The 13,682-nt window shown below is 36.9% G+C and carries 9 protein-coding genes; 1 reads left to right on the plus strand and 8 read right to left on the minus strand.

Going from position 1 to position 13,682, the window contains the following annotated elements:
- Positions 1 to 41 precede the first annotated feature (41 nt).
- From H5J24_RS24125 to H5J24_RS24160, 8 genes are all read right to left on the minus strand, one after another.
- Positions 42 to 2,150 (minus strand): TonB-dependent receptor, encoded by a 2,109-nt coding sequence (locus H5J24_RS24125; RefSeq protein ID WP_068941511.1) that lies wholly within the window; start codon positions 2,148 to 2,150, stop codon positions 42 to 44.
- Complete coding sequence (locus H5J24_RS24130) at positions 2,150 to 3,352, minus strand: PepSY-associated TM helix domain-containing protein (RefSeq protein WP_068941422.1); 1,203 nt, start codon at positions 3,350 to 3,352, stop codon at positions 2,150 to 2,152. Before H5J24_RS24130 ends, H5J24_RS24125 begins: the two co-directional genes overlap by 1 nt.
- 40 nt (positions 3,353 to 3,392) lie before the next feature.
- Entirely contained in the window at positions 3,393 to 5,573 is a 2,181-nt protein-coding gene (locus H5J24_RS24135) for a TonB-dependent siderophore receptor (RefSeq protein WP_068941425.1), read from the minus strand.
- A 34-nt stretch (positions 5,574 to 5,607) separates the two neighbouring features.
- Entirely contained in the window at positions 5,608 to 6,465 is an 858-nt protein-coding gene (locus H5J24_RS24140; RefSeq protein ID WP_346730010.1) for a TonB-dependent siderophore receptor, read from the minus strand.
- Positions 6,441 to 7,796, minus strand: a complete 1,356-nt coding sequence (locus tag H5J24_RS25780) for a TonB-dependent siderophore receptor (protein WP_283250752.1) — start codon at positions 7,794 to 7,796, stop codon at positions 6,441 to 6,443. Before H5J24_RS25780 ends, H5J24_RS24140 begins: the two co-directional genes overlap by 25 nt.
- Positions 7,797 to 7,947: 151 nt before the next feature.
- Positions 7,948 to 11,022 (minus strand): preprotein translocase subunit SecA, encoded by a 3,075-nt coding sequence (gene secA / locus H5J24_RS24150; protein WP_068941427.1) that lies wholly within the window; start codon positions 11,020 to 11,022, stop codon positions 7,948 to 7,950.
- A 125-nt stretch (positions 11,023 to 11,147) separates the two neighbouring features.
- Positions 11,148 to 11,369 carry a DUF2795 domain-containing protein gene (locus H5J24_RS24155; protein ID WP_002662059.1) on the minus strand — a complete coding sequence of 74 codons (222 nt, stop codon included), beginning with the start codon at positions 11,367 to 11,369 and terminating at the stop codon, positions 11,148 to 11,150.
- Between the two features lie 135 nt (positions 11,370 to 11,504).
- Positions 11,505 to 12,533: a GDP-mannose 4,6-dehydratase gene (locus H5J24_RS24160; protein ID WP_068941429.1), complete on the minus strand. Its 1,029-nt coding sequence runs from the start codon at positions 12,531 to 12,533 to the stop codon at positions 11,505 to 11,507.
- Positions 12,534 to 12,609: 76 nt separating this feature from the next.
- On the opposite strand from H5J24_RS24160, the gene H5J24_RS24165 reads away from it, so the two are divergent.
- Positions 12,610 to 13,665, plus strand: coding sequence for a DUF389 domain-containing protein (locus H5J24_RS24165; protein ID WP_068941430.1), 1,056 nt, complete (start codon positions 12,610 to 12,612; stop codon positions 13,663 to 13,665).
- Positions 13,666 to 13,682 lie beyond the last annotated feature (17 nt).

The raw sequence follows: 13,682 nt of genomic DNA on the forward strand, positions 1-13,682 counted from the left end.
AAAGTTCTGCAAAGATAAACTTTACTTTTTATTTAGATTAATTAAAATTTGTATTCAATAATGAAAGTTCCTCTCATTCCCAGTGCGTTAACGAATTCGCTGTCCCTTGCTGTCCACCACGCGATAGCAGGTTGGTATTTTTTATTGAATATGTTCTCGATACCTAAAGATAACTTCCAGTTGCGGTTAACTTCATAGCTTGACTTGAAATTGAAAACTGTATACTCCGGTACATAGCCTTCTCCATAGGTATAGAGTCCTGCTTTCGGTTCAAATCGGTTTTGGGTAAAAGAATGGAGCATATCCAGCCCAACAGATAATGCCGGGATTGGCTTTGCCTGCACATAAGCAAGAACTTTAGGAGCTGAAATCCTGCTATTGTTGATCTTAGTAGAATAATCTCCGTCATCCTTTACAGAGGTAATTCCTTCCATCCAGCTGTAGCTTCCACCAAACTGTATCCATCTTACCGGGGTAAAATGTAAAAAGCCTTCGACTCCATATACTATTTCCGGTGATCGCTGGATCATCAGAGCTCTGTCCGGGCTCTGTACAAATGAGGCTCCCAGTTTTGAAGTACTCACATAAGAAGTCAATTCATAATTAAGCCAGCTGGAAAGCTGTCCTGTTGCTCCCAGTTCGTAATTGTTGACAATAATGGGTTTTGTTTCAAGGCTTTTAATGGTTTCTGACGTTGAAGTTCTTAAGATTCTTCCTAATTCATTGATAGAGTAGGCCTGTGAAAAGCTTGCAAAAAGATTAATATAAGGTTCAATATTATAACGGACTCCAATATTTCCCACTAAAGCATTATAGTTAAGTTTTCCTCCAACTACGGGAATGCTCTTGGTAAATGTTCCGTCACTTTTAATTACAGAAAGAGTATTAAAGTCATCTACATTTACTTTGATGTTTTCATAACGAAGTCCTGCCTTGATGGTCAATTTTTTAAACAAGTCAACTTTTGCCAATAAGAAAGGAGCAATATTGGTCATGTTCATATTAGGAGTCCAGAATCTGCCGTCTTCCAATTTTTGTACGGTTTGATCGTTCAGAATATCCACTCCGTAGATGACTTCTCCCTGAGAATTGGCAGAATTCCAAAGCTGGGTATCAAAATTGAATCGGGCACCTGCTTTTTTTGAAAGGACATTAGACTGCCCTCCGTTAAAGAAAGTATCACTATAACCATAAACGGTTTTAAAGTCCTGATAATAAAGATTGATGTTTAGAGAAGTTCCGGTAAAAAGGTTTTTATTGTCATAACTTAGTCTGATATTGTGGTTTTTCGGTGTTCCCTGAGGAGTTGTTTCCAATCCTTTTCCCAATCCTTCACCAATCGTAGGCTTTATACCATACTTTCCTGTACTTAGACCCAGATTAAGATCTGATCTTGAGGAATAGCCAATATAAGATGCTTCAATTCTTTGATTATCATTTATGTTATAACCCAATTTCAACAAACCGTTGTAATTGTCCATTTTTGCAGTACTGTAAGTAGGACTTAGGAAGACACCGTCTGCGTCTTTCATATATCCTGTTCTTTCATACGCTAATGAAAGGGTGTAATCAAATTTGTTGACCTTGCCGGATAAAAGCTGGCTGGCTCTTACTCCTAATGTACCTCCATAAGGCTGCCCGGTAAAACCAATCTGTGATATTCCGGAAATCTTTTGATCCGTTTTATTTCTTTTTGTGATATAATTGATGATCCCTCCGTCAGCACCATTTCCGTAGATTGATGATGCTCCTTTAATGACCTCAACTCTTTCAATAGCTGAAGGATCTATCGATCTCAGATCTCTTGCACCATTTCGTAGCGGAGTAGACTGAGGAATTCCATCAATCAATACTAATACCTGGCGGCCTCTTAATGTTTGCCCGGTATTGGATGTCTGTCCGGAATTGGTTCCTAAACTGGGAACGGTGTATTGCAATATGCTTGTGATATCTGAATTGACGGTCAACTGAGACTGAATCTGCTTTTCTCCAACCACTGTGATCGAGCTGGGAACTTCTTTAATGTTCTCTTTTTTTCTGGAAGCCGTCATCACAACCTCATCCACATTTTGGGTTTTTAAACTATCTTTTACCTGGCCAAAAACGATTGTAGTTCCCAGACTGGCAGCTGATAAAATTGCTTTTTTCATTATATTTTCTTTCCTTGTTTCTTTCTTTTCCCCCACCAGACCAAAAATCCGGTAACAGGGAGTGAGGTGCAGATAAGACCGGCGATAAACCAGATAATTTTTCCAAACAGTCCGAAATAAGATCCGGTGTGGACATCATAATTGGCATTTGCATATTTTTCTGCGGCTTTTAGTTTGTGATGAGGTTTATTGGCTAGTAGTTTTCCTGAGTATTTATCGAAAGTAAGCAGGTTTCTTTCACTGAATCTTCCATCCTGACCATACACAGTGACCGGAAGATTTTTGAGCTCCTTTCCTTTTTTATTTTTTCCATTTAAAGTAATTCTGAAACTGGATGATCCCGCATATAGTTTTTCTGCCTGGAGTGCTGCAATATCAAAAACGGCATCTGACTTTACCATCAGAGAATCCGGAGATTTGATTTCCTTTTCTTTTGGCTGCTCCCAATAACCGGATATGGCCAGATTAAAAGTGTTTTTTACATAAGGATAGGCAAAGTAAATCCCCGTCACACTCATTATTAAGGCAATAAATGAGGCATAGAACCCTAATATATTATGAAGATCATAATTTTTGCGTTTCCAGTTTTTTATATTTTCCCAATTGAACCAGAATCTTCCTTTTCTTGCATTTTTGTTTTTAGGCCACCATAAAATGATTCCGGTAATCAGCATGATGATAAATAATACCGTTGGAATTCCCACTACATATGGTCCCCATTCGGAATTCAATAGAAGCCCCCAGTGAATATATTTCAAAATGTTGAATACATCATATTTTTCATCATACACAGCAAGAATTTGCCCTGTATACTGATTGACATAGACCTGTTTGTTGATCAGTACCTGTTGAAAGTAGTTCCAGCCTTTCTTACTCTTTTCGTAATATAAAAAGCGATAAGATTTTCCTTTGTCTAAGGATACCTCAACAGAGCTGATCGGGTATTTTTCATTGAGCTCCAGACTTACCTTTTCCCGAAGGATGCTAATGGGTAATGGTTTTTGGTCTGAAAGGTTCTGTTGTACATAAATAGCGTCTTTACGGAGTAAATTCTGTACTTCATCCTTAAAAACATACAAAGTCCCTGTAAGAGAGACTATGAATATAATGATACCAACAGACAAACCAAACCACAAATGCAGTTTGGCAGACCATTTCTTGGTTGGAGAAATTTTCTTTTTATGATGATGCTTTCTTTTCATAGCAAAAAGTTAACCCCCCGAGAGGGCTAACCTTTATTTTTTAGAATTTATATCCGATTGATAATCTCCAGTTACGAGGTGCATTATAGATCCATGCATATTCGCCTGCATCTCCTCTGTATCCACTGTAAAGCTTTTTATTAAGTACATTATTCAGCATTAGATTTACATCGAATTTTTTAGCAACATAGGAAATTCCGAAGTTGGAATCGAAATAATCTGGCAGGCTTTGATCCTTTTTAGCATCTACACCATACCACGATTGTCTTCCTCCCTGATATTGATACCCTGCTGAGATTCCGAAACCTTTCATCATACCTTGTTCAAATCTGTAACTGATCCATGTATTTTGAACGTTTTTAGCATTTCCAGGAGATTGCACTCCTATGTTTGCCGGGTTTGTATCTTTAATTGTTTTGGCATCCGTATAAGCATAGTTGATAATTATATTCAACCCTTTTACAATTTCTCCTTTGATATCGGTTTCAAAACCTCTCGCTCTTTGCTCTCCTGAAGCTATCTGGAATGGATTTCCGTCGTTTTGCTCTTTAGGTCCGGAAACCAAGATATTTTTTCTTCTGATTTCGTATACTGCAAAAGTGGTGTTCCACTTTCCTCCAAACCAGTCTTTTTTCAATCCAAATTCAATATTTTGTCCTCTGAATGGATCTGTAATCTTAGTTTTGTTAATTCCTGTTCCGGATTGTGGTGTAAATGTTTTGTCATAGATACCATAAGCTGAGAAGTTATCATTAATAGAATAACTTATTCCTACTCTTGGTGTAAACTCACCGGCTCTATCAGGAACGATAGGGCTGCCTGGACTAAGATTAGGATATGCAGAATAGGTTTTACCATTTGTATATCTTCCAGCTAGTGTTAATCTTAGTTTATTATCAAACATTTCAATTTGATCCTGAGCATAATAAGAAGTATATTTTACTCCCTGGTCATTATAGAATGGAGCTGAAGTGTTTAATGTATAAAAATCAGAAGGTGGAAGTTTTGAAGGATCTATTCCATACTGGACATTATAAATGTCAATAGGGAATATTGCGGTTTCTTTATCATCAACAATTTTTGAATAGGAAGAAAAATCTGCAATATACTTTCTGTCTCCATAATCAAATCCTGCAATAATTTTATGAACTATGTTTCCTGTATTAAGTTTTCCTCTTACATAGGTCTGGAAAATATGGTTTTTTCCTTTTGCCTGCCAGTTGCTTAATGTTCTGTTTAAAACATTTTTATTGGCTGAGTCAAAAGTTCCCCACCATGAACCTCCGTCATAGTTCAGGTCCATATAGGCATATTGTGTGCTCCAAACCCAATCTTGCGAAAGCTTCTGGTCTAAGCTTAAGAATAAGCTCTGATCTCTTACTTCTGTTTGTTTGAAGTTGGGATCATTAAAGTTTGTATGTACATCAAGGGAAGCATAACCGTCATTCGACATGAGATAAGCTCCGGGTTGATTGAATTTTAAATACTGATAGTTATATTGTGCCGTAAACGTCGTTGATTTTGTTGGTCTAAAAGTGATGGATGGAGCAACAATAATTTTGCTTGTTTTATCATTTTCCACCCAAGATTTATTAGAACTTCCCATTAAATTGATACGATAATCTAAAACCCCATCTTTAACAAGCACTCCATCCAGATCAGCTTCTCCACGAAAAAGATTATAACTTCCTGTTGTAAAACGTACACTGTTGGCAAATTTTCCGGTTGGTTTTTTGGTTACAACGTTGTAGAATCCTGCTGGATCTCCCATAGAACCCATAAATCCCGCTGGTCCTTTTACAAATTCTATTCTGTCGATAATAGAGGCATCAGGATTAATAGGGCCCCAGGTAGAGGAAACATTCATTCCGTTCATAAAAGTTGAAATACTGGCTCCTCTCATAAAAACATTGGAGTACACATTGTCCCAATGTTCTACCTTTCTGGCACCACTCACATTACGAACAATTCCTTCGGACATATTTAATGTAATCTGGTCAGAAAGAACTTGTGAGCTTACCGACTGTACATTTTGAGGAAGTTCAAGAATTGGTGTCTGAATCCTTAATGAACCTGAAACTTCATTCAGTTTGTACCTTTGATAATACCTGCCGTTAACAATTACTTCTTCAATATTGTTGGATTTGATGGTGTCTTTTTTTTCCTGAGCAAATGTTAACATGGAGGTTAACAGAACTGCTCCTATCGTCAGTTTTTTCATTGTTTATAAGGGGGTAGTAATTTATTGTAACAGTTTAGAATTTATAAGTAAAGCTTCCCACTACATTAGCAAGTGGCTGCGCATTGGCAGTAGTATATCCGTTCCAGTAATATTCATTGGTGAAGTTGTCTACTTTTACTCCGATTCTGAATTTTGCCGTATCATAGAACACATTGGCATTCATAACAAGATATTTTGGGAGGATAAAAGTTCCCATTGTTGTGGAATTAACAATTTTATTATCACTGGCATAATTTCCTCCAACACCGAATCCTAAACCTTTTAAGTTTCCGTCCAGGAATTGATAGCTTGCGTTAAAGTTAACCAACCATGGAGATGAAGCTGTTGCGGGTCTTCTTCCCATAACCGTTTCATCAGCCTCCGTGTATTTCATATCATTATAGCTTACTCCGGCAATTACTGAGAATCCTTTGATTAAGTAAGCATTTGCTTCCAATTCAACACCCTGGCTTCTTAAGGAACCAGCCTGTCTTTGAATAGCTCTTCCCTGGGCCGTATATCCAACATTAAGAAGGGTATTCTTTACTTTGATATTGTAATAACTTAATGTTGTGCTGATTCTTCCTTTGATAAGGCTTGCTTTGAAACCTCCCTCAAATTGATTAGCTCTTTCAGGATCGGAAAGCGTTACATTAGAATTTGCATCGGAAATATAGTAACCATTGCTTGTGAAACTATTCTGATAATTTCCGAAAACAGATACTTTATCCTGAATAATCTGATACACAATTCCTAATTTGGGAGACCAGGCCCCCTGAGTATAGGCTTGAGTTGGATTTTGTCCGGTTTGTCCGCCTTTAAAATCGACACTCTCATATCGTAAAGAGGTAAGGATATTAAGTCCTGTTACAGGTGTAATGACATTGGATATATATCCGCTGTAGACATCTTTTTTCCTGTGCTTATATAGGTGTTATTACGTTCAAAGTTTGGGTCGCTTTGCAAACTTTTATACTTTGCAGTTAAAGTTTCACCGTTCATATTAGCATAACTGGTAGCGTTAAATGGAACCCAATCAAAATCAGTGAACATGAAGAACTGATTATCATTCATCCTCATATAATCGAACCCTGCTACTGTTCTGTTTCTTACATTTCCGATTTTAAAATCAGCATTGAAATTCTGTTGTAACTGGAAATAAGTTCTTTTGCTGTCCTTGGTAGACTGATCAGCCCTTGAAACCCCAATTTCTGATGGATTGGTTGGGTTGGGTGAAAAGTAATAGTATGGATTGAAACCATCAGAATAAGAATATGAAGTACTTACATTTGTTGATGATTTAATAAAATCATTTATCTTATAATTAACCTGTCCGAAAAAGTTTCTGGCTTTTGCTGTTGTTTTAACGCCGTCACCAGCATAAGTTTGCTTGTAATCATAGCCAAAATCCTTCATTTTATTCATGTTATCAGCACCAAGTACTGCACTTGATGAGTAGAAGAAAAATGCCGGTTCTGCGTAGGCATTGGTTTCAAACATTTCCAGTTCTGCATTAATCTCTAGGTTTTCTGTAGGACGGTAGGTAAGGGAAGGAGTAAATGCATAAAAAGAGTTTTTTGCATTGGTCTTCTGGAATGTCCCCTGATTGGTATAAGCCGTATTTAATCTGAACAGTAATTTTTTATCATTGGTAACAGGAGCGTTTACATCTGCCTGTACTCTGTAATAATTATAGCTTCCGCCCGCTAAAGATACAGCACCACCAAATGCTTCATATGGTTTTTTGGTAATTCTGTTCACCACTCCTCCATAAGAAGTTACATTACTTCCGAATAGGGTTGCAGAAGGACCTTTTAGAATTTCAATCCTTTCAATATTAATTGCATCCATTGAAGTGGTAATGGGAGCTACCATTCCGTTTCTTATAGAATTTCCGGCTACAAATCCTCTTAGATTAAGGAAAATTCCACCATCTCCTGCTCTGTTGGTTGCACTCCACATTTTCTGAGCTCCGGCTACGTTTCTGAAAGCATCATCTACGGTGAATAATAATTGATTTTCTAAAACTCCTTTCCCAATAGAAGAATAAACTTGTGGATCTTCTATGGCTTTTAGAGGCATTTTGTTGGAGTAATCACTGTCTTTCTTTACATATGTACTAATAATTACTTCATCAATGCTTTTTGTGGTTAATGAATCTTTTTTTTGGGCAGAAACCAGCATTGTTCCCAGTGTGGAAGCACAAATCAGTACATTTTTCATGAAAGTCAAATTTTATGCAAATATATTGTTTTTAACTATTCTAAATAAACAATAATATTGATATTTATCATAAAATTATTATACAATCAATAACAAAAAACCGCTCCGGCCAATGCCAGAGCGGTTTTTTAATAATATCGTTAATTATTTCTTAGGCAGGAATTTCTCCTTTGTATAAGAAAGAAACAATTTCTTTGTTCAATTTCTCCATCATTTCACTGAATAAGTGGAAAGATTCTTGTTTGTAGATAACAAGTGGGTCTTTTTGCTCATAAACAGCTCCCTGAGAAGATCTTCTTAAGTCGTCCATTTCACGAAGGTGAAGCTTCCAGTTTTCATCGATGATAGATAAAGTGATGTTCTTTTCAAAATCGTTGATTAAGCTCTCACACTGAGTATCATAAGCCTCCTTAAGGTCAGCAACAATAGTCATTGTTTTGTGTCCGTCTGTGAAAGGAACCTGAATCATCTTAAACATTGAACCTTGGTTTTGATATACATTCTCAATGATTGGGAATGATTTTTCTTTCAATAAGTTCAGTTTCATCTGATAATCTTCCTGAGCAGCTTTGAATAAGATATTTGTAAGATCGTGAATGTTTTTATTATTAAAATCATTTGCAGAAACCGGAGATTCCATTGTGAATGTTTTAATGATATCAAATTCGAAATCTTTAAAGTTTCCTGTAGCTTTTCCTTTCGCAACGATAGAGTTCGCTACATCAAAGATCATATTTGTAATGTCATACTTCAAGTGATCTCCGAATAGAGCATTCTTTCTTCTCTTATAGATTACGTCACGTTGTTTGTTCATTACGTCATCATATTCAAGAAGTCTCTTTCTTGTTCCGAAGTTGTTTTCTTCCACTTTTTTCTGAGCTCTTTCAATAGATTTACTGATCATAGAGTGTTGAATAACTTCCCCTTCTTTATGACCCATTCTGTCCATCATCTTAGCGATTCTCTCAGAACCGAATAGACGCATCAGGTTATCTTCAAGAGATACATAGAACTGAGAACTTCCCGGATCTCCCTGACGTCCAGCTCTACCTCTTAACTGTCTGTCAACACGTCTTGAATCGTGTCTCTCAGTACCGATAATTGCAAGACCTCCGGCTTCTTTTACTTCTTTAGATAGTTTAATATCCGTACCACGTCCTGCCATGTTCGTTGCGATGGTAACAACGCCTGGCTGTCCTGCTCCTGCAACAATTTCTGCTTCCTTCTTGTGAAGTTTCGCATTCAGTACCTGGTGCGGAATTTTTCTTAACTGAAGTGCTTTTGAAAGCAACTGAGAGATTTCAACAGAAGTTGTACCTACTAGTACAGGTCTTTTCTCTGCAGTCAATCTTTCAATTTCTTCAATTACAGCATTATATTTTTCTCTGTTAGTTTTAAAAACTAAATCCTGTCTGTCATGTCTTAAAATAGGACGGTTAGTTGGAATTACCACAACATCTAATTTGTAGATCTCCCAAAGCTCACCAGCCTCTGTTTCAGCAGTACCAGTCATTCCCGCAAGCTTGTTGTACATACGGAAATAGTTCTGAAGCGTAATCGTTGCAAAAGTTTGAGTAGCTGCCTCAATTTTTACATTTTCTTTCGCTTCGATCGCCTGGTGAAGACCATCAGAATAGCGTCTTCCTTCCATGATACGGCCTGTCTGCTCATCAACGATTTTTACTTCACCATCAATCACTACATACTCATCATCTTTTTCAAATAATGTATAGGCTTTCAATAGCTGGCTCATCGTGTGAACTCTTTCAGATTTTTCAGCGAAATCACCGAAAAGTTTTTCTTTAGCTTCAAATTCCTCTTCTTTAGATAAATTTTTAGCCTCCACTTCAGCAATTTCAGTTCCGATATCCGGAAGAACGAAGAAGTTTGGATCAGAGTTCCCTTGAGACATGTATTCAACACCTTTGTCTGTAAGGTCTACCTGGTTGTTCTTTTCTTCGATTACAAAATAAAGATCTTTATCTACGATCGGCATATCACGGTTGTTGTCCTGCATGTATTGTGCTTCAACTTTCTGAAGTAATGCTCTGTTTCCGCTTTCCGATAAGAATTTAATTAATTGTCTGTTTTTAGGAAGACCTCTGTATGCCTGAAGCAATTTGAATCCACCTTCTTTAGTGTTTCCTGCTGCGATTAATTTTTTCGCTTCATTGAAAATAGCAGAAACAGTCTTTTTCTGAACTTCAACGATTCTGTCGATAGAAGGTTTAAGAACATCGAATTCCTGTCTGTCTCCCTGAGGAACCGGACCTGAAATAATCAACGGTGTTCTTGCATCATCTACTAATACAGAGTCTACCTCATCCACGATCGCAAAGTTTAATTCTCTTTGTACCAGTTCTGAAGGTGAAGTTACCATGTTATCTCTCAGATAATCAAAACCGAATTCGTTATTCGTTCCGTAAGTAATATCTGAGTTATATGCTTTTCTTCTTCCGTCTGAGTTCGGTTGGTGGTTATCGATACAATCGATAGACATTCCATGGAATTGATATAATGGCCCCATCCAAGCGGAGTCTCTTTTCGCAAGGTAGTCATTCACCGTTACCACGTGAACCCCTCTTTCCGGAAGTGAATTTAAGTAAATAGGTAATGTTCCTACCAAAGTTTTACCTTCACCGGTTGCCATTTCGGCAATTTTACCACTGTGAAGAATAATACCTCCGATAAACTGAACATCATAGTGGACCATATCCCAAACTACAGGAGTTCCGGCAGCGTCCCATGAGTTTTTCCAAACAGCTTGGTCTCCCTGAATAGAAACGAAATCTTTCCCTGCAGCAACCAGTTCTCTGTCCCAGTCACTTGCTGTTACACGAATTTCTCCGTTCTGAGCCCATCTTCTTGCGGTTTCTTTGATCAATGCAAAAGCTTCCGGAAGAACCTGAACAAGAACTTTCTCTTCAATTTCGTATGATTCCTTCTTCAAAGACTCAATTTTTGAGAAAAGAGCTTCTTTTTCGTCAACGTTTGTTGAGTTCTTTATCTGCTCTTTAATCTGTTCTATTTGAGCTGTGATCTTGCTGGTAGCATCTTTAATACTTGCTTTAAACTCAGCAGTTTTTTGTCTCAAACCATCATCCGACAGTTGTTGGATGTTAGGTTCTACAGCTTTGATTTTTGTTACAACTTTTTTTACTTCTTTTAGGTCCTGCGCTTTTTTGTCTCCCAAAAACCCTTTAAGAACTTTGTTTAAAAAACTCATAAATTTTTTGCTTTATGCTTAATGCAAGATGCTTTAAGCGTTTTAATGACACGCTTATCGTGTAAGTTAATATATAAAAAAGGGCAAAAAAGCTCTAAGCCGGTAGCCTAAAGCTTATCGCTTTATTAATATTCGTCCTCGTTCCAAAGGAAATCCTCGTCTGTTGGATAATCGCTCCAAACTTCCTCGATAGATTCATAAATTTCTCCTTCATCCTCAATGGCCTGAAGGTTTTCAACTACTTCCATAGGTGCACCAGTTCTGATTGCGTAGTCAATAAGCTCTGCTTTTGTCATTGGCCAAGGTGCGTCACTTAGATATGAAGCTAATTCTAATGTCCAGTACATAATTTTCTAATTTTTTGCAAAAGTATAAAAATAGGTTGTATAATAAACTTTTTTATACTTGATTTTCAATTCTTTTTATAATATTTTCTTATAAATCACTGTCACCAACTGGATGGCAGCTATGTCAGTAATTTACTATTGTCGTTTTCTCAAAAACCATTCCACAAATTTTTTTATGCCATTTTGGAAGTCTGTGTCCGGTTTATACCCTAGCAAAGTCTTCGCTTTGGTGATGTCTGCATTAGTTTTTGTGACATCTCCCGGTTGCATTGGCAGAATTTTTCGGAAAGCTGTCATGCTCAGAGTCTTTTCTATCGTGGCTACCATTTCCGTTAAGGTCACAACTTCATTTTCTCCTAAATTAAGAATTTCGTAGACATTGGAATTGTTTTCCAGGTACAGGACAGATTTCATGATTCCATCAATGATATCATCAATATACGTATAATCTCTTGCCGTTGTACCATCGCCATAGAATGGAATTTCCATACCTTCTGAAATAAGCTTGGTAAACTTATGGATGGCAAGATCTGGGCGCTGTCTCGGTCCATATACCGTGAAGAATCTCAGGTGAATCATATCGATATGATAAAGATTGTGATACACATGGCCTAAAATTTCTCCGCACTTTTTTGTTGCGGCATATGGAGAAATTGGATTGTCTACATTATCTGTCTCTGCAAAAGGGATCTTTTCGTTGTTTCCATAAACACTTGATGAAGAAGCACAAATAAATTTTTTAATATTGAATGCTTTGCAAAGTTCCCAAAGGTTCATTGTTCCGCGAACATTTACTTCTTCATATTCCAAAGGCCTTTCAATAGAAGGGCGAACGCCTGCTAATGCCGCAAGATGAATCACCATATCAATCGAGTAATTTCTAAAAATGTTTTCAAGACCTTTTTTGTCCCTGATATCCTGATAGTAAAGGGAATATTGATCAGACTGAGAGAGGGAAATCAGCCGTTGAATATCTGCCTCTTTATCAGAAAATTCAAAATCCGAAATTCTATCAATAGACTCTAAAGTATTTTTAATTTTGATCTGATAGCTGTAGAAATCATCAAAATTGTCAATGTTTATGACAGAATGTCCATTTCTTAATAATTTCTCTATTAAATGGGAACCAATGAAGCCGCTTCCTCCGGTTACAAGATAAGTCATTTGTTGATTTTAATAGACAAATTTATTAATAAAACTTGAATAGTGTTTTTATACTTTTGTCAGAAAATATAAATCAATGATAAATCTTCAAAAGTTATTTGTAATTCCTAAGGAGGAAGATGAAGAATTTACATTCGGTGAGATAGAGGAAGGAATTTATTTCCGAGGCCACAATCTTTGGCTCTTGGTAATCTCTATGGGTATAGCTTGTATTGGATTAAATGTTAATAGCCCGGCTGCCGTAATAGGAGCAATGCTTATTTCCCCGTTGATGGGTCCTATTGTTGGAATTGCATTTGGGTTTTCTATAGGAAACAGAAGGCTTATAAGACTTGGTATTTTTAACTGGCTACTGATGATAGTGGTGGCTATTTGTTCTTCCACATTATACTTTCTGGTTTCCCCATTTCATTCTGAAACTTCACAGTTGGAAAGCTTTAAAACGGCTACTATTTTTGACTGCTTTTTAGCACTGCTTGGAGGATTGGCTTGGTTTCTGGGGATTATAAGGAAAGAAGCAATCAAGGTTATTGCAGGGGTGGCTGTTTCCACAGCGTGTATTCCTCCTCTGTGCACTGCAGGATTTGGTATTGCCAATGGAAATTGGGACTATTTTTGGGGAGGTTTTTATTTTTATCTTATCAATTGTTTTTTTATAGCGGTAGGAACCTGGATATTAAGCCTCGTGCTGGGATATCAGAAATATTATAGAGAAAAAAACAGTAATAATCGTAAAGCCTCCGTATGGATTAGTTTACTTTCCGTTATTATCCTGATTCCAAGTATCCTGCTTACCAAAAAGAAGTGGGAGAAAGAAACATTGAAAGAGAGATCAGAGAAATATATCAGAATTATTAGGGAAAGCCATCCGGAGCTGGCTATTATTCATCATGAGTCATTTAAAGAAAAGGGGCAGGATTTTTTAAAAATTACCCTTTTGAATGATAGTGTTACCATCAGCAAAAAAAGACTGGATGAGCATAATGGATTAATAAAGGATATTCATCTAATATGGCAGTATTCACCTCAGTCAAAAAATATAAATGATCCGGAATTGCAAAGGCTTCAAAGTCAGATAACTGCTTTGAAAAAGGAACTAGACCAGATGAAATTGCAAAACAAGATCAAATAAAATTTCTATATTTACTT

The organism is Chryseobacterium capnotolerans (genome assembly GCF_021278965.1).
Lineage (GTDB): Bacteria > Bacteroidota > Bacteroidia > Flavobacteriales > Weeksellaceae > Chryseobacterium > Chryseobacterium capnotolerans.